Source organism: Neobacillus sp. DFD-2R (genome assembly GCF_057747865.1).
Window position 1 is genome coordinate 3,342,739 of sequence record NZ_CM173228.1, and the last position, 20,393, is coordinate 3,363,131.

Consider the following 20,393-nt stretch of genomic DNA (forward strand, 5'->3'; position numbering starts at 1 on the left):
CATCGTTAACTGTCTGTAGCTTGTTGCTCCTGGCTTTCTTTCATTTTGGACCAGGTATTTACGTCTTCGTTTAAAATATGTTGAAGTTTGTTTTTATAATGTGTAAGTAGTTCTGGTGAAATTGGTTCTTCGGGCTCTCCCGCTATGCTGAATTCAACCTCTCTTTTTAATGCCTTTAAATCAGATAATGTTTTTACATCCTTAAACCACAACTCCTTATGATTATAGAAACCTTCAATCCCATTAAAAATAGTAATTAGTGCTGCAAAAAATAAGGCAATATTTGAGAACAGGTTTACATTAACACCTCTGAACCCTAATAATAGAGTAACCAGTGCAGATGATGTTATCGAAGCTAACTTTAGCTTATACGCCCTTTTTTTATTTTTATCTTTCCTTTTTTCAAAAAAGGAAAGATTACTATGTATGTCATTCATTAAAACCTCAATTTTAGTCTTGGAACTCAAATTATGCTCCTCCTATCGAAAAACCATATCATTATATAAAAGTATATGTTTCATTATCTGATCATGACCTCCATTTCTTTATTTACGAAAAAAAGACATCATCCAGTATTTGGATGATGCCTTTTTTACATATTAAACCGGTACCTTTGGGCTGCTTTAAATACATTCTCTGAATTAAAGCTTAACCATTTATGTGTAAAGATCCTTCTTCCCCTTTTCGATTATGAAAATCATAACTTGAAGAAAGATTATTCCTCAATTGACCTTCCTCTAGAATATGTTTATGAATGGCATCAGGTACTTCATTTAGTGAATTTAAGGTAAAAAAAGCCCCTTTTGGCTCCACCTTAACTTCAACAACATTATATTTCCATTCTGTTTCTGCAGGTATGTAAATGGTATTGATGTTCATCTCCAGCGCCGGCACTATATCTGTTCTTAATGAATCTCCAATCATCCACGTTATTTTAGGATCCGCATCTATTGTTTTTAATATATCCGATAAAGCTGTTGTATCTTTATGCTCTGATATAAAGATTCGATGTTCAAAAAAGGTCGTTAGTTCTAACTGAGTGATTTTCCTGCGTTGATTAGCCTCATCACCACCCGTGTGCAAATACAATTCGTGCCCTGCTTCTTTTAATTGTTGCAATGTTTCATTCATAAATGGGATCGGCTCGACAGGAATTTTAAATACCTTAAACCCCAACTCCCTTAAAAATTCAATATCGGACTTTTCCTTTTCTTTTCCCGTTAAGTCACAAAGATAATTATATGTACCAACAAAGGACTCAGGAAATCGGGTTGATGTTAAACCGTATTTATTAATCGATTCTAAATCAATTTCTAGTTGTTTCAGTTTTATTTCCTCTTTGGTTAGAGTGGCAAACCATTTGGTCATTTGACCGGCAAACATTTCGATAACTTGGTTAAAATATCGATTACAATATACTAGCGTATCGTCAAGATTAAATATGATGTTTTGTTTCTGCATTTTTACTCCTTCTCTCGCTATCTTTAGACTCTGCTTATTTTTCCACGGACGCTAATCAATAATACTCTATATTCAAAAATAACCTTTTAATAGAGTATAGCAATTTGGAGCGGAAGGTGCGGGAATCCTGCGGGAGGACGGGGCAACTTAGTATCAACTCAACATGAGCATGCCTGCGAATTTTCAGAATATTTTCTAAAAAAAAAGAGGGATTCGCTGCGTTATAGAGAAGTGTTATAGCGGAGGTGTTATGTTATGACGGTAATACATTCACCTAGGGACGTACAGGAATTGCTTGGAATAGATAGCAATACATTACGAAAGTATGCCACTCTCTTGGAGGGGCATGGGTATGACGTTCACCGAAATAATAGAGGACACAGAGGCTATTTTGAAAAAGATGTTATCGTGCTCCGCAAATTAATCGAATTCAGTAAGCAAGATGGAATGACGATGGAACGTTCAGCCGAAGCAGTGTTGACGTGGTTTTCTGAAGAATATAAAACGGTCACCGTTACGGAAGTAGAGCCGATACAGACTACTAATGATCGGAATAGTGAGCATGATACCAACTATGATAAACTATTGGAACGTATAGAACATTTGGAGCAAATAAACTTAGAGTTGATCAAACATTTAAAGGAAAAGGCTGTACGGGAAGCTAAGCAAGAAGAGAAGATTAATCAAATCTTGAAATATGTAGAACGTACGGAGCAATTGGAGGCTGAACGAAGTAAGATTGAGCAAGAAACAAGAATGCAGATTGCAGCCGCCAATCAAAAGAAATGGTGGAAATGGTGGAAATGGTGGAAATGAGCAAAGCTATAATTCGATTATAAAAAAGGCTGATTCGGAATTAACTCCAATCAGCCTTTTTCGTTATCGGATATTCGCAAAACAAGCCGGACTGAGCACGGATAGTTTTCCTGTGCTTAGTTTTTCTCATTATTTCTTATTTGATAATATAATTAATTTATCAAGGTTTTTAATCGCGATTTCTTTTTTCGATGGAGGCAAATCCGAAATGTTTGAAATGATTTCCCTTCTTTTTAGTTCCATTTGCTTCAAAATATCCTTATCAATTCCATCTATTTTACAACTACTTTTTTCGCCCATCTCTATCCCCCATTCTTTTAACAATATATATCAGCGTTACTACTCTTAAACAATCTTAAGGTTATGCATTTAGGAAATACCTTAGCGTAACTACCATATCATAGCTTGTTTACAGTTTAGTTAATAAAGAATAACAGTTTTATATCAGAGATTTAAATAATTAAACTACCTATATTTTTTATTGAATTGACTTTCGTTCATTCGGATTATGTCAACATCCATTCTTGGCGGAAATCCTCTCTATAAAACAGATTTCTTTACAATACTTTTTCTATTTGCTAGACTTTGTGGAAACATGGGTGCGACAAATATGCATCAATGTTCCTAGTTTTAATTGGTAAGCCAATGGGAAAGATGGTAACGATAACTTGGAAAGGGAGGAATGAATATTGGATGTCAAATTTACATCAAAGGAAGTCATTACTCAGATCCAGAAGTTACAGCACGAAGGTAAATCTCTACGTAAAAAAGAGGTAAAACAACTTTATCCTGATTTAATGCGGAGTGCTTTGTATTACTACCCAAGTTGGCAACATGCTCTCGAAGAAAGTAACGTAGGTTAGATACAACATATACATCAAGACATTAGAATAACATGAACGCTGTTAAACAAAAGGCTTCCCTCTTAGGGAAGCCTTTTGTCATGTTTTAGATGCCCGTTATGATGTGTGATTTAATAGGAACGTCCGTAAAGTTGTATTAACATCAAAACATAAACATATGTCTATTGGTTACTTTTTAAATCAATACGACGAACTTCTCCCACTATAAAGGTGTAAGCAATCACTCCCAGAAGAGCCACTGCACCAACGAACCATAAAGCTCCATTAAATGAATTAGTTGAATTGACAATGAATCCGATTACAATGGGGGTTATGATCCCTGATAAATTGGCAGCAAAGTTAAATACGCCGCCCGCTAAGCCAACTAATTCCCGAGGGGCAATATCTGAAACGAGAGTCCAACCGATCGCTGACATCCCTTGCCCGAAAAAAGCAACCGACATAATAAGGATAACCAAACTTGTTGATGAGGTATAGTTTGCCAATATAATAAGACAGGCCAAAGATAACCCTGTTATGATCGGAATTTTACGCGCTGCTCCAGTGGACCTGCCGCTTTTCACCATTCTGTCGGACCAAAAACCACCGAAAAGGACTCCAATAAATGCAGCAATGTAAGGAACAGATGCAACAAATCCAGCTTTTAGCATGGTCATATGTTTTGCCGTGACAAGATAGGAAGGGAACCATGTTAAGAAAAAGTAAAGTGTGGACGCGATGGCAAACTGACCGATATAAATTCCCCAGAATTGTCTAAACTTAAACAAATGACCTAAGTGGGACCAATTCAATTTTATCTTTTCGCCAGCCTTCTCTGCCAATCCCCCACCTTCTCGAATATAATCCATCTCCAGCTGATTAACCCGCTTACTTTCCTTAGGATCACGGTAAAGTTTAAACCACATGATGGACCAAACTAATCCTATTAAACCTGTAACGAAAAAGATGGAAGACCAACCAAACTTGTCCAGAATCCAAAATAGAAAAGGGGTAAGAAAAGCTAAGCCAATATACTCTCCTGCCGTATAAACCCCTGTCGCAAAAGCACGTTCTTGCTGTGGAAACCATGCGGCAACAACCCGGCTATTCGTCGGAAAGGCTGGAGCCTCAGAAAGACCCAAACCGACGCGTAAACCAAATAATAGACCGAAATTTCTGGCAAATCCTTGGAAGAGTGTAAACAAAGACCATAAAATGAGCGAGGTACCATAGGCCAACCTTGGTCCAAAACGATCTAAAAACCACCCGCCCGGAATTTGCATGAAAGCATAGGACCAACCAAATGCTGAAAAAATCAAACCTAACATAGCTGGATTTAAGTGAAGGTCTGTCTTAATAAATGGGGCTGCTACTGAAATATTGGTACGGTCAAGATAATTAATAGCTGTACCGATAAATAGTAAAAATAAAATAAGATAACGAGCACGTGATGGTTTAGTGTTTAATGGTTTTGATATAGGTTGACCAACAGTTTTTTGCAGTGGTTGATTTGCCACTGAATAACCCCCTTTTCAAAAATAAAGAATAATTTTTTCTTAGATTTTAAAAATCTGTTTATCCTTAAAATTCAGAAAATTCCTTCCAAAGCCTGTTATAGGCGTATCGTACATCGAAAGCGGTTTCATTCGCTCCCGAATAATAGGCCAATGCTGCAGGTAACATCCCTTTATTTCCGCCTTCTGAGGTCCTACTACCCTAATCCATTTAACCTTGTTCTTACTATTTTAAACAAAATAGTAAGAACAGGTCTAATATAAAAACAGAACAAGAGAAGCCTTTTTTATTCTTCCATTATTTTTCTAATTCAGGGTCGTAGAATTCTCCAAAAAGTTCCTCATCTGACGGTTTATCTTCAGGAATCGGATAGGATACCCAAGTTGTGTTCAAATAATGTTTAAGATGCACATTCTCTGAAACCACATTTCCTCCCCAAGTACCGCAGCCAAGACTTGAGGTCATTGGCATTCCATTGTTAAAAGCTCCTGCGTTTGCTTTTGACTGAGGCTGACGAACCATGATCCGGCTAACAGGTGCTGCTAAGCCAAGACGATGGATATGATCGTCGTTAAAAGAATAGATTCCGCAAGAATGGCCCTTTCCTCCCACTTCGTAGATTGCACGCATCATGTCCAGTGCATTCTCAAATTCGCCCTCATATTTGTAAACCGCAAGAAGAGTAGTTAATTTCTCGCCGGAAAATGGATAGTTTTTACCTATCCCATCTCCTTTAACGATCAAAAACTTACGGTCGTCCGGGATCTGAAATCCGGCAATTTCAGCTAATTTTTGTGGAGCAATGGCTACAGTTGTAGGTAAACGATGCCCTTCTTCGTCCCACATAACTGCACGCAGCATTGCTTTTTCTTTATCGTTCGCCAAATAGCCGCCCTCTAAAACTAGTTTTTCTACCATTTCATCGTATACCTTTTCGCTAATGATTAGGTTTCCATCGGCTGAACAGCCTGATCCAAAGTCAGATGTTTTACTCAACATTGTGTTACGGGCAGCTTCTGCTGTATTGGCCGTTTCATCAATAATCATGGTCGAGTTACCCGCTCCTACACCATAAGCTGGGGTTCCGGAGCTATACGCACTTTTTACCATGTCTTTGCCACCTGTTGCTAAGACAAGATCTGCACGCTCCATAAGTCCTTTGGTCATAGGGATATTGACATTCTGTAAACATTGTAAAATATCAGCAGGTGCTCCTTCTCGCTCAAGTGCTTCTCTCATTAACTGAACCGTCTCAAAAGAAGTCTTTTTGGAACGTGGATGGGGAGAAAAAATCACTACATCCCTTGCTTTGATCGCATAAATGGCAGTACCGGCCGGCGTTAGATCGGGATTGGTTGTTGGTACGATAGATGCGATAATCCCAACAGGTTTTGCAAATTTCACAATTCCTTTTTCTTGATTTTCCTCAATAATTCCAACACTTTTTTGGCGCAGCGCATCTCTAAGGATCCCACGGATTTTTAAACGTTTACCCATCCGGCTTACCGGATCGCCAAGACCACTTTCTTCGATCCCCATCTTAACCAACCGTGTAAATGTTTTTTTGTTTGATACTGCCCAAGCGACAGCCTGACATAGACGATCCACCTTTTCCTGATCGTAAGTGGCAATAATCGCCAATGCTTTTTTTGCACGTTCAAACGCTAATTCTAATTCTTCCTGCTGTTCGTATGTTAGTTCCTTTTGCTTTGTAACAGTATTTGACATATGGTTACCTCCAATATGAATTAGATCGATCTAATTTTAATTGCTAAATAGTCCCTAATTTTTCTTGAGATTTTGGTTTTTCATGTATTTGCGAAAATGGGCCAGCCTGGAGCATATAACTTCCCCCATCATGTCCAATTCGTTGCTTTACCTCTTTTGCTGTATGAATAAGCAAATCTAAATTGATTCCTGTCTCCATACCCATTTCATGCAATGCATGAACAAGATCCTCTGATGCAATATTTCCGGATGCACCTGGTAAATATGGACAACCGCCTAATCCTGCTATCGAACTATCAAAATGAGTAATGCCCTGTTGCAAAGCGGCAAAAACGTTTGCAAGTGCCAACCCCCTCGTGTTATGAAGATGCATCGAAAAAATAATAGTAGGAAAAAGGTTTTTTAGATGACCTAATGTTTCATACACTTGTCTAGGATTTGCCATTCCGGTTGAATCAGCTAAGGATATTTCTTCAATCCCCATTGATATATAGCGTTCCACAATTTGACCTATACGCTCCAATGGAACGATCCCCTCAAACGGGCACCCGAAAGCCACCGAAATCGAACCTCCCACTTTGACTCCATGTTTTCCTGCTAATTCAATAATAGGCCCAAAGCCATTCATCGCTTCCTCTGTTAAACAATTAGCATTAGAAATACTGTGGGAATCTGTCGCAGAAAGCATTAGTTTTAACTTTTTAATTCCTGCATCAATCGCACGTTGTGCCCCTCTTACATTCGGCACAAGTGCCCGGAATTTAATACCTGTGAATTCTTGTGCCTGTCTCACAACATCCTCTGCATCTTTCAATTGCGGGATTGCTTTTGGATGGACGAATGAAGTAATTTCCATCGATTGAATCCCTGTTTGAGCTAAATTTTTAATTAGTGCCATTTTAACTTCTGTTGGAATCCATACTTTCTCCGCTTGGAATCCATCACGTGGAGCTACCTCACAAATTACAACCTTTGTTGGCAGATTCATACTCGATAATGTACTCATCCGATCCCTCTTCCTTGTCAAATTACTTTTTAATAACATCCATTTAAATTAATCTATTAAACTGATGCATGATGAACCTTTTTATTTGGGGAATAAATATCCATGATATTCCAATGGCCATCTGTTGGAACCGGATTATTGAGCATGGCAACATCAATGACTACAGGCTTATTCATTCTAATTGCTCTTTCTAATGCCGGTTTGAATTCTTCGGCCGCTTGTATTTTTATTCCTTCAATACCATATGCTCTGGCAATTGCAGCAAAATCAGGGGAATATGGCTCCCCATCCTTCTCGAAAACAGTACCGAGAGTTGTGCCGAAATGAGCCTTTTGTAATCCTGCGATTGTACCAAAAGCAAAGTTATTCATGATGATCCATACAACTGGGATATTCTCTTCGCAAGCAGTTGCAAGCACTGCCGGATTTTGACCAAACCCTCCATCTCCAACTAAAGAGACAACCACTCGATCCGGTTTAGCAATCTTGGCTCCTAAAGCGGCTGGTGCGCCAAATCCCATCGTGCAGTAACCCCCTGGAGTAAGTATAGATCCGGCTTCATAGATAGGGAATTGCTGTCCAACCCCATTTTTATTCCAACCTACATCTGTTGTGATAAGTGCATCTTTCGGAAGCACCTGACGAACTTCTTCTAAAATTCGTTGTGGCATCATCGGAAAACAATTGTCTTGAATAAACGGTTTATTGCTTTCTTTAAAAACTTTACGATTTCTAGCAATCTCTTCTTTTAGCGAGTTTAAAGAAACAGGTTGTAAACCATTTGGCAGCATTTCCTCAGCAACATCATTTAAAACGGTCAAGGCTTGTTTTAAATCAGCCACAACTCCGATTTCTACCGGGTAATTTCGACCTATTTCAATTGGATCAATATCGATTTGGATCAATTTCGTTGGTGGAAAATTGAATGTATATTCTGACTCCCAAGAACTGCTATCTGCTTCGCCAAATCGTGTACCTAATGCTAAAATGTAATCTGCTTTCTTACATTTATCGTTAATAAACTTTGTTCCCCAAAACCCCGTCATCCCCAGTGTAAGCGGATGTTCATCAGAAACAGCCCCTTTCCCCATCAGAGAATAAGCAACTGGTATATTTAAGTGATCAACAAGCTGTCTTAGCTCTTGTGCAGCATCGGCTAGCATAATCCCCCCTCCCACATAGAATAGAGGGTTTTTCGCACTTGTTAATGTCTGCATAATTTTTTGTGCAGTCTCTTTATCAATAGAAGGTTTATGCAATTTTTTTGTATTGTGCGTAACTCGTTCAAAATGACTTGTATCCATTTCAATTGAAAAAATATCCATAGGAACGGAAATTAGAACCGGACCGGGATTTCCGCTTTCCGCTAAGCGAAATGCTTTCTCTAAAATCTCTGGGAATAGATGTGGGCTGTCAACTCTCCAAGCCCGTTTAACAAATGGCCGGTAAATTTCATATTGAGTTGCATCAGCATGTAAATTAACCTCTTGATGTGGATGCTTTCCATAGTAATGTGTTGGTACATCACCGGCAATCACGACCATGGGAATCGAATCCAACGCTGCATTGGCAACCCCTGTCGCAGCATTGGTTAAACCGGGACCTAGATGGCTGAGTAAAACCGCTGCTTGTTTTTTTACTCTTGCATAGCCATCAGCCATATGAGCAGCAATCTGTTCATGGCGAACATTGACAAATTTGATTGTACTCGTTTCCAATGCAGTTAAAACTGCTATGTTCGTATGTCCGCATAATCCAAAGATATGTTCAATTCCTCGTTCTTCCAGATAGTTAACCAACTGGTGTGATACTAATTTTTTCATTCACATTATCCTCCTTAAAATTTAAAATTATTTTTCCGTATTGACCTGAAACCGCGTCATCATAAGCTTTTTGGTAATCGATAAAGTTGTATACTTTCGAGATAATCGGCTCTACATTGAAATCGTCTTGTAGCAACAAATCCACGCATCTTAAAAAATCCTCAGGAAAATTATAAATAATCGAACCGTGTAAATTTAATTCATTTCGTACAATTTTGATAACTGGAAAATTTGCTTCCGGTGTTATCCCTATCAGCACCATTGAGCCCCCCGGTTTAAGAAGATTAACCCCTTGTTCAACTGAGGAAATGGAACCGGCAGCTTCGATTACGACATCAAAATCCATGTTAGTCATATCTTGAGGAAGTGCTGTTGTAATTCCTTGAAAACTATTACGTACCTTTTCCAGTTTTTTCGGATTAATGTCGATTGCCGTAATTTTTGCCCCTAAATATTTAGCTAAAGTTAAAGCCAACATCCCTTCAGTACCGCAACCAATAACTGCAATCGTTGTATCTTTAGTAATGCTGACTTTTTTAAAGGCATGAACAATAACAGCAAAAGGTTCAATTAATACAGCTTTTTCATCTGACAATTTGTCAGGTATTGGTAAGACATATTTGGATGAAATCGTAAATTCTTTTGAAAACCCTCCATCAACATTTACACCTAATGATTGCTTATGTTTACAAATATTTGTTTTTCCTTTTAAACAGTACTCGCATTCACCACAGAAAGAGTTAGGGGCAACTACTACTCTGCTGCCAACCTCAAGGTTTACATTCCTACCGACTTCCGTAATTTCTCCAACAATTTCATGTCCTGGAATAACCGGATATTTGGCATGAGTCAATTTCCCTTTAAATACACTAATGTCTGATCCACAAATCCCTCCATAGATTAATTTGATTTTAACTTCGTTCTCCTTTAGAGAAGATTTTGAAATAAATTCTTTTAATTCTAATTCTCCCGGGTTTTTAATATATAGTCCCAACATTTTCTTCGCCGCCATTTCTTCTAACCTCTTTTTTCTTAGGAAAATCTAACAAGTTCACTCCCTTCAATAATTAGTTAGATCGATCTAATTTTTTTGAATACTCCTTCGATAACTAATTGGACAAATGAATTAGATCGATCTAATAGGAAAGCGTTATCATTATATTAAACTATTTCTTTTGAAACCGCAATCATATTTTTAAATTTTCTTAATAATTAATGAATTCTCGATAATAATCAAGAAAAAAATAATCATATCCTAAAGGAGAAGGATATGTCCCCTCTCCTTTGACACTTGACACTTTTCCTATGAAGATTTTCGAATAACAAGCTCGGGTTGTAAAATAATTCGCTGCTGTTTCCGATCGTGATCTAATATCCTTTGATGTAAAAGACTACCCGCTTGAGAGCCGATTAATCTCGCAAACGAGGAGACAGTTGTTAACGGAGGATTATATAGCGAGGCTTCGGGAACATTATCAAACCCCACAATGGCCATTTCTTGTCCGGGAGTAATTCCTGCATCGTTTAAACCAAGCATCACTCCGTGAGCAACTAAATCATTAAAACATAAAGCGGCTGTTGGGGGTTTACGATGAAGAAGGAGTTTGCGAATGGCAGCCTCTCCCCCTTCTCTAGTAACAGGGCTTTCTATAATAAATGCTTCATCTACTTCTATGCCAGCCTGAATTAAAGCCTTGCAATATCCTTGCTTCCTTTTTTTCCACGCAGATGATCCGCCAGCCCCCCCAAGAAATGCAATCCTCCGATGCCCTTTTTGGATTAAGTAGTTTATAGCCATCTGTGCTCCAGCCGTATAATCAATCCCAACATAATCAGAATTTATATCCTCTATTTCCCTTACGGCTTGAACTAGCGGAACCTCCAGTTTTTTGATTCGCTCTATGGTTTCATTTGAACTATCAGAGACGGGACACAAAATGATTCCCCCCACTCTATGTTCAAGCATTCTTGAAATCAGTTGTTCCTGCTTGGTATCTGAATCATACGTTGTTCCAAGAAAAATTGTATATCCGGCATCTTCCAATGTATTATGGACACCTCTAAGTAACTCTGAATAAAACGGATTTCCAATATCGGTTATAATAAGCCCTACGGTAGAAGAGCTTTGAGAACGCATATTTGCCGCAACCCGATCATAAACGTATCCAAGTTCACGCATAGATTCCAGTACTTTTTTTCGTGTTTTTTCAGCAATATTAGGACTTCCACGCACAATTAATGAAGCTGTCGCACGAGATACACCGGCATGCTTGGCAACATCTAATAAAGTGACACGCTTTTGTTTGGCCACATTTTCACCATCTTTAATTAATTGTTATTATTAAAAGAGGTAACGATCCATGCACTAGGAAAATACATTATTCGTACCTACTAATTCCATTTATAATACTAAACATTTTATCATAAAAAAACATCCTGTAATCCCCCCTGAGTAAATGAATAAGAAGATATTTTTCCAATTAAGCTTCTTCTGAAATTAGATCGATCTAATTTTTAGTTAATAAAAAAGTAGTTTCTTTCATTACGCTGGTGTAATTCAAAATAGTTCTTCGCTGATTGCAAGCAGCGACGTGCATGCTCTTCAAACCCGTATTCCTTAACACGCTTGATATTTGGCAATTCAATTGAATATGGGATTTCAGGAATTCGATTAACAATACTTGCAATATCAATGCCGCCCTCGCCTATATACAAGCGTTTTTCCCGAAGGGTTCTAGTCATTTCTTCCATCGAACTAGGTATTTCTTTCATCGTATCGCAAAGATGTAAAAAGCGAAACCATTCACGTGGTACTGCATCCAAATCTTCCACTTTATCCCCTGAACGGTGAAAATGATGAATATCGATCATCAAACCAGCATTATCCTGCTTTGCATTACGAAGAACATCTAGTGCGCCTTCAAGGTTTTTGACGCTGGCAATCGGAACAAACTCTAATTCCACTGTAAGGCCGAATGGTTTAGCCAGCTCACCAAGTTCCGAAAAACATTCGATAGCAAAATTACGATCGTCGGTCCAAATACTGCTGAGAACATGTTTTCCACCAAGCTCGGCAGCCGATTCCATAGCAGATAAATAGTTTTTCGGATCGAGGCCATCAAAGATCTTTGCCAGTTCAATGTCCAGAAGCCTGACGCCGGTCTCAGAAAGTGCCGTTTTCGTTTGCCGCATCAGCTCCTTGTTTTTGGCAAATGAAAAGTCCGGCTCCCCTGGTAGCCCCATGTAGATTGGCCTCAAGCTGACAAAATCATAGCCTGCCCGTGCAGCGATGTATGTCATCTCCGGGGGCGGACAACCAAGTACTGTAAGATTCGCTAAAGAAAATTGTTTTTTCATTATTTATCCTCCTTGTAATTTTAGGTTTAAATCAATCTTACTTTTTATTAGATCGATCTAAAAATGATGTCCAGAAAAGAACTAAAAGGGTGAAATTTAATTTTATTTTATTATATGATGTATGCGTTTTCAATAAATTCCTACTAAATAAAAAGTTTTTTATATTCCTACAGTTTTTATTACCAATTCAGAATTTATTAGTTTTGACTAACCTGTTGTCTCTCTTCAAACCAATTTCCTCCAATCACCCATTCATCTGACTATATAGACTAATTACATACTAACGGAAATCGCAGACAGTTTGCTTTGTTCATAGAAAATTAATATTTTCAATGTATACTTTTATTATGTGTACAGAAATTCCCCATTGATTCGTTAATTCGTGTAGGAAAAAGAATGCAAGAAATCTAGGAAAATGAGGTAAATTAATGCGTTCTATTCTTAAACTATTAGAAACTAAAAAGCTTCAAATTAGTACCATCTTATGTTTTTTATTACCACCTGTCGGAATCCTTTTCTTGTTCATATTTAGTTTTGTTACATTTCAGAAAACTTGGAGGGATAATAAAGATTTATTCTTTTCCTTAATCTCTCTTTTTTTCCTCTGCCTTTTTATATCAACGGTTGGTGCAGTAATTCAAATGAGGAATGTTTTTCTGTTAGTTGCAAGCATCATGATTCTCGGCTATTGGGGACTTTATATTAGCATTATGTCAAATGGCTCAAAAGATAATTTTCGAGATTATAAATGGATAATGATATTTGGTGGAATTTATAACTGTTTGATTGGATGGGCTCCGAAATGGACTTCAATGAATCCCGCGTTGGGAATAGTAACGGGAACAAAGCTATTGGGTGATACAGATTATACACGTCTATTTGGAAGTTCATATAATTCTAACTTTGCGATGTATCTGCTCTTATTAGCTATAGCTTTTATTTTTGCTGAAATGCATTCTACCATTCGTAAGAAAAAATTTGTTTTTCTTAGTTGGCAAATCCCACTATTACTGATTTTAAGTAATGGAGTAATTGCTACTGGTTCTCGTGCAGGTTTTATGACAATGGTTTTTATTTATTTGTTATTCTTTTTACGCTTAAATAAAATCTTCTTTTTTACCATTTTAATATTTTTCCTTGTTCAAATGAAAAAGGTGTTTGAACTCATGCCGAGAAAGGAATTAATCAATTACTCCACTCAAGTTAGAGAAAAAATTTGGACAAATTCTATTGAATTGTGGAAACAACATCCCATTTTTGGTATGACTCCACTAGGATTTAGAGATCAATATATAAAGTTTTTTAATATAGAAATTGTACACTCTCACAATATATTTATTGGATTTTTCGCAGAATACGGTATATTAGGCGGAATGGCATTTTTAATTCTTCTTTTCACAACTATGTATAAATCAGTAAGCTTATTCTTTTATAAAGAAAATAAAAACGGATTACTGGATTATTTCCTCCTCAGTTTGCCAATAATTGTTTTTACAGGAATTTTAGATGAACCGATTTTTTCACCACAAATTGCCTTACTAACAATTATATTACTGGCTTATTGGGACAAATACACAAAAAATTTCTCTTTCTCATTTCTGGATCTTCCAAAAACAAAGCTAAGGAAAATACAAAAAAGATACTCGGCATTTATTATTAGGTTACGATACAATGAACAAAAACTAAAATAATAGTTAAAAAGGATGACTAAACCACAAAGTTTTAGTCATCCTTTTTGTAAATAAAATTGTACAGAAGTAACCTGCCTTAGCTTTTTGGTATCACCAGTAAATCCCATTTAAGTAACCATTATTAGAATCTCAAACGAATTAAGTCAAAATTAAAAGGCTTGAGTCAGGTACAATACCGATCTCAAGCCCTAGAAGCTGTCTAATAATAAAATAAATTTCTAACTTTTGTGGTTCACTTCATATCCAAGCGTTTTTTCATACCTTTCTTTTCTTCACCATATCAAAAAAAGAAGGACAATCATTTAAGCTCACAAAATTGTTAAGCTTTAGAACCCAATTTTTTCATCTGATTCGCTACATAACGCGGATTTTGTAACAAGGTTTTGGGCTGTCCTCATAAAATTCTAGTGAAAGAGCCCTTCCCTCCTTAATTTTTCAGCATATTTTGTAAGGAATAAGTAAAAGGAGGGCTATAAAATGGATGGATATGGTTTTGGTGGATTTGGTGGCTACGGTTGCGGTGGCTTTGGCTACGGCGGTTTTGGCTACGGCGGTGGTTTTGCTTTAATCGTTGTATTATTTATCTTGTTAATCATCGTCGGAGCAGTTATCTGTTTCTAAGCAAAAAACAATTACGCTTATCTTAAGAATAAAAAAAGCCCTGAGAGTTATATTTAGGTCGAAGAGGTTAAACGTTTAAAAATAAAGTAATCTACGTATATTCATGATTATTAGTTAAAATCGCAATCAATATAAATAAACATAAGAAAAGGGAGCAATGCAAAGTTTTAAGGCATTGATCCCTTTTCTTATCGACATCCACTATTAACTTTCCTAGCTGATTGACTGCTATGACTAAGCGTCGTTTTTTCATTGGTTTCCTCCCACCCAGTTACACAATTACCATCAAAATCATGATCAAAATTACCACATTAGCCGAATGAACGATGGAAGTGGTTTGTAACTTAATCGGAAGTGAGTATTGTGGTTCAAGTAATTGTTTAAGTCGATAATCCACTGTCCCATCCGCAAAAGGTACAAACAAAGGTGTAGTTTTACTATTCAAGTTAGATTTAATCAGCTTTAACAATGCACTGCCTAATCCGAGTTCAGTTCCCATTCTCATAATCGCGTATTCATCTGCGACTAATTCAATTATAATTTTATAATTCTTATAAGCCCACTTGGTGAGAGGAATATACCACATTACCTCCGAAATTGTTTGTAAAACAAAGACCTTTAAAGGATCATAATAATTTTGATGAGCTGTCTCATGATGAATGACTGCTTCCAGCTCCGTAGTGTCTAATATATCTATTATTTTCGAAGAAAGGACAATAATAGGTTTCCTAAGTCCCAAAGTGAGCGCAACTGGGTTCATACTATTAATGACGACAATATCCTCATTACTTCGATTAAACCTCTTATTCATTTCATCAGTTAACTTCTTATCGGTAATAAATTCAATTTTTTTCTTCAATCTACTGGTATATACACCTTGCTGAATTACCTTTCTACAGATAAATAATAGAGTATAGGCAACATAGCTATTTACCAGTAGTAATACAGTAAAGTATTCAATGGTATTTTTTTTAAAGATCCTAATACAAAACTGAAAAATATTATCAAATACAGCAGGACCAAAGAAAATATTGACAAGATACAAACCCATTTGGATACACAAAATCAATGCAAAGCATAGACCCCATCCAAAAACCACCATCGCCTTATTTTTCCACATTTTACTTCCTTCCTTTTTTTAATTGATCAAGTTTTTCTTCAAGTCTCTCGAGCAGGTCTTGATCAATATCTTGCAGGGAATCAAGCATGTGATTTACAACCACTCCCCCAAACTCGTCTAAAAGGTTTTCCGTAAGTTTCTTGGACTGTTCATCAATAAATTCCTCTTTTGTTTTGATAGGCTTAAAAAGTGAAGTTCTTCCTTCCACTCTCTTTTCAAGTATTTTTTTTTCTACTAGACGATTCATGACTGTCATTACTGTATTAAAGTTAATGGATTTCTCATTTTCTATTATTTGTTGAACCTCTTTGATACTCTTTTCATTTCCATTCCATAAAATCTCCATGATTTTCGATTCCAACGGTCCAAAGAAACGGTTCAGACCAACCTGATCGTAACGAAAGTTATTAATACTCATATTTCTTCACCTCCATTACCCATTGTAGTGTAAAAATAAATGATTGAAAAGAATTAGCAAAAATGGTTCAAAATAAATGGCAGACGCAGTTGCCGCTATTTTAATGACACTAACTATAAATTAATTAATTTATCCGACACCTTCTGTTACTATATGAATAATGCGAAACTAATCAATATGCTGTAGGAGTGGTACACAATGAAAATATTGGTTTTCGGGGCAACAGGACCTACCGGTCAACAAATTGTTGGTCAGGGTCTCGAATTGGGATATGAAATCACTGCGTTCGTACGAAATTCAGGGAGGTTAGCAATAAGGCATCCTAATTTAACTGTAATCACAGGTAATGTATTATATCCGACAACGGTATTAGATGCAGTACAAGGGCATGACGTGATTATGAGTGCTCTTGGTAATGGAAAATCGCTCAAAGGAAATGTCTTTTCCGTGGGCACGAAAAACATTGTGGATGCAATGAAAAAGAGCGATAGCAAACGAATTATTATTATGTCTGCATTTGGTGTTGGTAGCAGTTCAAAAGATGTACCCATATTACTTAAACTAATCTATAACACACTTTTGAAGAATACGTTCGATGATAAAACTATAGGGGAAAAGTACATAAAACAGAGTGATTTAGATTGGACTTTGGTGCAACCAGTAACTCTCACAAATGGACCAAAGTCGGGTAACTACAAAACCGGGGAACTTATTGACGTAGGTGTCATACCAAAGATTTCCCGTGCAGATGTAGCTGACTTTATGTTAAAGCTGATTTCAGATCAAACGTCAATAAGGCATTCCTTAGGGATTAGTTATTGACAAAAAGGAATTGTTATATATGCATTTGAAATTGATTACCGATCAAGTTGTAGCAAGAATTAAAAAAGATTGGCATGCTGAAATATTTGCTTATGATGCTGGTGAAGACCATATTATTAAATTGGCAGACACACTAACTAAAGGTATAATTAAACAATTTCCAAAAAAGTTTAAACACTGATAACTGTTCAACTTTAACCTAACTGTATAGGTTCCTAAGCTTTATTTAAGCTATTAACGTTATATAAATAAAACCCCCTAATGGGGGCTATATATCCGAATAGACTTGTCAACACAAGGATTATGTGAAAATCCGCACATCGAATGTGTTAGTAGCATACATTTACCATCCCACTGCGTATTTTCCAAGAAATTTTTGAGTAGAGATCGCTGGGTAAACTGCATCATTGTTACAAATCAATAATATGTAATCACCGAATTTAAACTCCTGTAAATTTTTCATCATGGATAGAGCATGAGACAACTAAAAGCTAGTCCAATAATCCAATTTCATAAAATTAAATAACCCGTTTTACCTTTTGATCTTTTACAATTTTATCGGTACCTTTTGACTTGGAAATAATCCAATCTATTGACAAAAACCGGCTACCACTTAGTGCTAAATTAAGAGCTACAATCATTAATAATAACTCAAATTCATAACCTGCCATCTTTCCATTACCTGAAAAACCCGCGGGTAATTTTACAAACAATATAGCACCCGCCATATTAAACACAAGTAATGCCGATATGACTCTTGTACCCAACCCCAATATTAGTGCGATTCCCCCAACTAATTCTAAAGTTCCAACTAGATAAGCCATGAAACTAGGAATACCTAAAGTATGGAACCATCCTGCAACATTATTAATACCACCTTGGAATTTTGACAGACCATGTACAAAGAAAATAATCCCTAATACAATCCTTAATAATGTTGAACCAATTTCTTTACTATTTCTCATTAATATTTCTCCTTTCAATATCACACACTACATATTGTAGTGTAATTTACATCTAATTTCAAGCCTGAGCCTAAGAAATAGAGCAGCATTAAACTGTTAAAAGTATAGGTTCCATTTGTTTCAAATCCTTCACTGTAATATCCGCTTTAGTAATTGGTATTGAACTCGCTTGAAATCTTTTCCACTTTGTTTGTCCACCGCCAGCACATATTTACAAAGTTAAGGATATTCCAATATTAAAAATCCCAATTTCTCAGCGATATAAATGAGAAATTGGGATTAAATTACTTAACAATTACGCGTTTGATATTCGGGTCACAGATGACTTAACAATTATCACTATTTTCTCAAGTTTTTTAATGCACCACTCCAGGCTATAACTTGGTCAAGCATTAAATTGACATTATTAAGATGCAATTGAGCTGGTTTAAATGTAGTAAAGTTTTCAAAATCTGTAAATAAAGATAATGTAGGATGAGTCTTCACATCCGCTATTAGTAATTCTGCACAGATTCCACGTAAATGCTCAGCTGCACGAGCGCCACCGGTTGAACCATAACTTACGATACCTGCAGCCTTGTTGTTCCATGCCACACGAGCTAAATCGAGTGCATTTTTCAAGGCCCCTGTGATACTGTGATTGTATTCTTGAACAATGAATACGAATCCATCCAAGTTGGAAAGCTTTTCATTCCAAGCTGCAATTGCTGGGTCTGTCGCATCAGTTGTCCCAAAAAACGGCAAATGGTAACCAGCAATATCTACAATTTCGTAATTAGCATCTCCACGTTTGTCAGCAACCCCTTTTACCCATTCCCCTACTTGAGGACTGACTCGACCTTGACGAGTGCTTCCTAAGATAATCCCAATGTTTAATTTTTCAATTGTCATTATTTCTGCCTCCTTATTTAAATACTTCACAAATATATTCTGAATCCCCTGAAATTTTCCTTTTTATTCACAAAAAAATTAAGTTCAAAACAATCATATATTAGCTACCTCTTGTTGAACTAACCTCCTATTTCTTGAATAAGAAAAAGTATTACCGTTATTCCAGTAATCTGCCCAATTCAGGAAGGACGCCCAAGTTATCAATCATCATTATGTAATTAATTATAAAAATAAAAAGGATAGTTAGCTCTCATATTGGACTACCTATCCCATGTTTTAATATCTAAATTTAATGAGTGGGGCTTTTTTGTGTTTGAGACTATTCCCATTAGGGTTTATGTGGAATGGAAAGCTATGGTGGTTCGACTGGGCTATGGGTTTTCGGCTACTTTAGCTTATGCATCAGTTCAAGAGAATAACCATTGGGGTTAAGCCTTATTTTAAGAAAATTTTTATTTTTAATTCAGCACTTGTCCATTCAATTTATTATCTTGTACATATATTATTACTACACCAAAGCCATTAACATCTGCATAAACATTTCCTTCTAAAGAACGTTTGCTTGAACAGCAGACGTTTCTTGCATTTTTAGGAAAAACAGGTTTTTCTCTGCGTAATAATTTAAACGACGGGGTTTAGGCGAGTAAAGTCATTAAATAATAAATGCTGTAATCCACTTAGTTTTGTTCATAAAAAAAGCACCAGTTGAGTTGGATCTGCTTATCCGAGAGTTGATGGTTGTTAAATAATAAATATAATTAACTTTGCATATTTATTGATTTTGTAAGCGATTTCATATATAATTTAAATTGGGTCGGATGGCAACAGTGGCCATCAAGGTATTCAGCGTAGGTGGGGCTGATACTAAGCTAAGAGCAATTAGCTCTTTTTTTTTGCATATTTTATCCATCTATTTAAACATTTGAATTATTTTAAAAAGGATAATCCATAATAATCCACTTACGTATTCATCATCTTTCCTCCTTTCAATTCTTGACTAATCACATTACTTTCAATTGAACCTCTAAAACACTTTTTGATATCTTGCTGTTATATTTAACTTTTGGTTTTTCTACGAAATTATCAGTTTAAATGAAGGCGTTATAGGTGACAAAGCATAATTCATAAAATCATTTCCAACTATTGGATTAAACAAGATGTTAATAGAGAAAACTTAAATGCTCTCACTTCTTTCTTATAGCCCTTGGTTCGTTAATCAACAGAATTTTTTGTAATTTTTTAAGGGGTTTTGTCAGATGTATTCCATTTATATAAAATTTTTCGCATAATAATAATTGCGCGGAAAATTAATTTATC

At 36.4% G+C, this 20,393-nt stretch carries 21 protein-coding genes; 6 read left to right on the forward strand and 15 right to left on the reverse strand.

The window, feature by feature from the left end:
- Positions 1-5: 5 nt before the first annotated feature.
- Together AC3ANV_RS16800 and AC3ANV_RS16805 are read right to left on the reverse strand one after the other, a co-directional pair.
- Positions 6-467, reverse strand: coding sequence for a DUF4231 domain-containing protein (locus tag AC3ANV_RS16800; protein ID WP_488309834.1), 462 nt, complete (start codon positions 465-467; stop codon positions 6-8).
- A gap of 181 nt (positions 468-648) precedes the next feature.
- On the reverse strand, positions 649-1,461 hold the full coding sequence (locus AC3ANV_RS16805) for an HAD family hydrolase (RefSeq protein ID WP_488309835.1): 813 nt from the start codon (positions 1,459-1,461) through the stop codon (positions 649-651).
- A gap of 255 nt (positions 1,462-1,716) precedes the next feature.
- On the opposite strand from AC3ANV_RS16805, the gene AC3ANV_RS16810 reads away from it, so the two are divergent.
- Positions 1,717-2,277 carry a hypothetical protein gene (locus tag AC3ANV_RS16810; RefSeq protein ID WP_488309836.1) on the forward strand — a complete coding sequence of 187 codons (561 nt, stop codon included), beginning with the start codon at positions 1,717-1,719 and terminating at the stop codon, positions 2,275-2,277.
- A 129-nt stretch (positions 2,278-2,406) separates the two neighbouring features.
- Here the strand turns inward: AC3ANV_RS16810 and AC3ANV_RS16815 are convergent, their stop codons facing one another.
- Entirely contained in the window at positions 2,407-2,577 is a 171-nt protein-coding gene (locus AC3ANV_RS16815; RefSeq protein WP_488309837.1) for a hypothetical protein, read from the reverse strand.
- A 389-nt stretch (positions 2,578-2,966) separates the two neighbouring features.
- Here AC3ANV_RS16815 and AC3ANV_RS16820 point away from each other — a divergent pair, with 389 nt between their 5' ends.
- A complete protein-coding gene (locus tag AC3ANV_RS16820; protein WP_488309838.1) occupies positions 2,967-3,140 on the forward strand; it encodes a hypothetical protein in 174 nt (57 codons plus the stop codon).
- A gap of 161 nt (positions 3,141-3,301) precedes the next feature.
- Here the strand turns inward: AC3ANV_RS16820 and AC3ANV_RS16825 are convergent, their stop codons facing one another.
- The 7 genes from AC3ANV_RS16825 to AC3ANV_RS16855 form a co-directional block, all read right to left on the reverse strand.
- Positions 3,302-4,621: an MFS transporter gene (locus AC3ANV_RS16825; RefSeq protein WP_488314260.1), complete on the reverse strand. Its 1,320-nt coding sequence runs from the start codon at positions 4,619-4,621 to the stop codon at positions 3,302-3,304.
- Positions 4,622-4,931: 310 nt separating this feature from the next.
- Complete coding sequence (locus tag AC3ANV_RS16830; RefSeq protein WP_488309839.1) at positions 4,932-6,362, reverse strand: aldehyde dehydrogenase family protein; 1,431 nt, start codon at positions 6,360-6,362, stop codon at positions 4,932-4,934.
- A gap of 43 nt (positions 6,363-6,405) precedes the next feature.
- Positions 6,406-7,368: a hydroxymethylglutaryl-CoA lyase gene (locus AC3ANV_RS16835; protein ID WP_488309840.1), complete on the reverse strand. Its 963-nt coding sequence runs from the start codon at positions 7,366-7,368 to the stop codon at positions 6,406-6,408.
- A 56-nt stretch (positions 7,369-7,424) separates the two neighbouring features.
- Entirely contained in the window at positions 7,425-9,191 is a 1,767-nt protein-coding gene (locus AC3ANV_RS16840) for a thiamine pyrophosphate-binding protein (protein WP_488309841.1), read from the reverse strand.
- Positions 9,160-10,203, reverse strand: coding sequence for a zinc-dependent alcohol dehydrogenase (locus AC3ANV_RS16845; RefSeq protein ID WP_488309842.1), 1,044 nt, complete (start codon positions 10,201-10,203; stop codon positions 9,160-9,162). Before AC3ANV_RS16845 ends, AC3ANV_RS16840 begins: the two co-directional genes overlap by 32 nt.
- Before the next feature lie 291 nt (positions 10,204-10,494).
- On the reverse strand, positions 10,495-11,502 hold the full coding sequence (locus AC3ANV_RS16850; protein ID WP_488309843.1) for a LacI family DNA-binding transcriptional regulator: 1,008 nt from the start codon (positions 11,500-11,502) through the stop codon (positions 10,495-10,497).
- Positions 11,503-11,705: 203 nt separating this feature from the next.
- Positions 11,706-12,548 (reverse strand): sugar phosphate isomerase/epimerase family protein, encoded by an 843-nt coding sequence (locus AC3ANV_RS16855; protein WP_488309844.1) that lies wholly within the window; start codon positions 12,546-12,548, stop codon positions 11,706-11,708.
- 428 nt (positions 12,549-12,976) lie between these two features.
- On the opposite strand from AC3ANV_RS16855, the gene AC3ANV_RS16860 reads away from it, so the two are divergent.
- Together AC3ANV_RS16860 and AC3ANV_RS16865 are read left to right on the forward strand one after the other, a co-directional pair.
- On the forward strand, positions 12,977-14,239 hold the full coding sequence (locus tag AC3ANV_RS16860) for an O-antigen ligase family protein (protein ID WP_488309845.1): 1,263 nt from the start codon (positions 12,977-12,979) through the stop codon (positions 14,237-14,239).
- A 477-nt stretch (positions 14,240-14,716) separates the two neighbouring features.
- Positions 14,717-14,860, forward strand: a complete 144-nt coding sequence (locus AC3ANV_RS16865) for a YjcZ family sporulation protein (RefSeq protein WP_488309846.1) — start codon at positions 14,717-14,719, stop codon at positions 14,858-14,860.
- A 91-nt stretch (positions 14,861-14,951) separates the two neighbouring features.
- Here the strand turns inward: AC3ANV_RS16865 and AC3ANV_RS16870 are convergent, their stop codons facing one another.
- The 3 genes from AC3ANV_RS16870 to AC3ANV_RS16880 are packed head-to-tail and all read right to left on the reverse strand — an operon-like array spanning position 14,952 to position 16,398.
- Positions 14,952-15,113, reverse strand: a complete 162-nt coding sequence (locus AC3ANV_RS16870; protein WP_488309847.1) for a hypothetical protein — start codon at positions 15,111-15,113, stop codon at positions 14,952-14,954.
- A gap of 18 nt (positions 15,114-15,131) precedes the next feature.
- On the reverse strand, positions 15,132-15,980 hold the full coding sequence (locus tag AC3ANV_RS16875; protein WP_488309848.1) for a M56 family metallopeptidase: 849 nt from the start codon (positions 15,978-15,980) through the stop codon (positions 15,132-15,134).
- 1 nt (position 15,981) lies between these two features.
- Positions 15,982-16,398, reverse strand: a complete 417-nt coding sequence (locus AC3ANV_RS16880) for a BlaI/MecI/CopY family transcriptional regulator (RefSeq protein WP_488309849.1) — start codon at positions 16,396-16,398, stop codon at positions 15,982-15,984.
- 198 nt (positions 16,399-16,596) lie between these two features.
- Here AC3ANV_RS16880 and AC3ANV_RS16885 point away from each other — a divergent pair, with 198 nt between their 5' ends.
- Both AC3ANV_RS16885 and AC3ANV_RS16890 read left to right on the forward strand, forming a co-directional pair.
- A complete protein-coding gene (locus tag AC3ANV_RS16885; protein ID WP_488309850.1) occupies positions 16,597-17,220 on the forward strand; it encodes an NAD(P)-dependent oxidoreductase in 624 nt (207 codons plus the stop codon).
- Positions 17,221-17,239: 19 nt separating this feature from the next.
- Positions 17,240-17,401: a hypothetical protein gene (locus tag AC3ANV_RS16890; protein WP_488309851.1), complete on the forward strand. Its 162-nt coding sequence runs from the start codon at positions 17,240-17,242 to the stop codon at positions 17,399-17,401.
- A 337-nt stretch (positions 17,402-17,738) separates the two neighbouring features.
- On the opposite strand, the gene AC3ANV_RS16895 is transcribed toward AC3ANV_RS16890, so the two are convergent.
- A complete protein-coding gene (locus tag AC3ANV_RS16895) occupies positions 17,739-18,185 on the reverse strand; it encodes a DoxX family protein (RefSeq protein ID WP_488309852.1) in 447 nt (148 codons plus the stop codon).
- A gap of 339 nt (positions 18,186-18,524) precedes the next feature.
- Positions 18,525-19,076 (reverse strand): NADPH-dependent FMN reductase, encoded by a 552-nt coding sequence (locus AC3ANV_RS16900; protein ID WP_488309853.1) that lies wholly within the window; start codon positions 19,074-19,076, stop codon positions 18,525-18,527.
- Positions 19,077-20,393 lie beyond the last annotated feature (1,317 nt).

Bases quoted from the DNA above. Each gene is read 5' to 3' on its own strand.
- AC3ANV_RS16845 (WP_488309842.1), bottom strand. From the start codon at position 10,203: ATGGCGGCGAAGAAAATGTTGGGACTATATATTAAAAACCCGGGAGAA.
- AC3ANV_RS16840 (WP_488309841.1), bottom strand. From the start codon at position 9,191: ATGAAAAAATTAGTATCACACCAGTTGGTTAACTATCTGGAAGAACGA.
- AC3ANV_RS16870 (WP_488309847.1), bottom strand. From the start codon at position 15,113: ATGAAAAAACGACGCTTAGTCATAGCAGTCAATCAGCTAGGAAAGTTA.
- AC3ANV_RS16810 (WP_488309836.1), top strand. From the start codon at position 1,717: ATGACGGTAATACATTCACCTAGGGACGTACAGGAATTGCTTGGAATA.
- AC3ANV_RS16885 (WP_488309850.1), top strand. From the start codon at position 16,597: ATGAAAATATTGGTTTTCGGGGCAACAGGACCTACCGGTCAACAAATT.
- AC3ANV_RS16830 (WP_488309839.1), bottom strand. From the start codon at position 6,362: ATGTCAAATACTGTTACAAAGCAAAAGGAACTAACATACGAACAGCAG.
- AC3ANV_RS16835 (WP_488309840.1), bottom strand. From the start codon at position 7,368: ATGAGTACATTATCGAGTATGAATCTGCCAACAAAGGTTGTAATTTGT.
- AC3ANV_RS16875 (WP_488309848.1), bottom strand. From the start codon at position 15,980: ATGTGGAAAAATAAGGCGATGGTGGTTTTTGGATGGGGTCTATGCTTT.
- AC3ANV_RS16890 (WP_488309851.1), top strand. From the start codon at position 17,240: ATGCATTTGAAATTGATTACCGATCAAGTTGTAGCAAGAATTAAAAAA.
- AC3ANV_RS16805 (WP_488309835.1), bottom strand. From the start codon at position 1,461: ATGCAGAAACAAAACATCATATTTAATCTTGACGATACGCTAGTATAT.
- AC3ANV_RS16880 (WP_488309849.1), bottom strand. From the start codon at position 16,398: ATGAGTATTAATAACTTTCGTTACGATCAGGTTGGTCTGAACCGTTTC.
- AC3ANV_RS16900 (WP_488309853.1), bottom strand. From the start codon at position 19,076: ATGACAATTGAAAAATTAAACATTGGGATTATCTTAGGAAGCACTCGT.
- AC3ANV_RS16815 (WP_488309837.1), bottom strand. From the start codon at position 2,577: ATGGGCGAAAAAAGTAGTTGTAAAATAGATGGAATTGATAAGGATATT.
- AC3ANV_RS16895 (WP_488309852.1), bottom strand. From the start codon at position 18,185: ATGAGAAATAGTAAAGAAATTGGTTCAACATTATTAAGGATTGTATTA.
- AC3ANV_RS16855 (WP_488309844.1), bottom strand. From the start codon at position 12,548: ATGAAAAAACAATTTTCTTTAGCGAATCTTACAGTACTTGGTTGTCCG.
- AC3ANV_RS16865 (WP_488309846.1), top strand. From the start codon at position 14,717: ATGGATGGATATGGTTTTGGTGGATTTGGTGGCTACGGTTGCGGTGGC.
- AC3ANV_RS16860 (WP_488309845.1), top strand. From the start codon at position 12,977: ATGCGTTCTATTCTTAAACTATTAGAAACTAAAAAGCTTCAAATTAGT.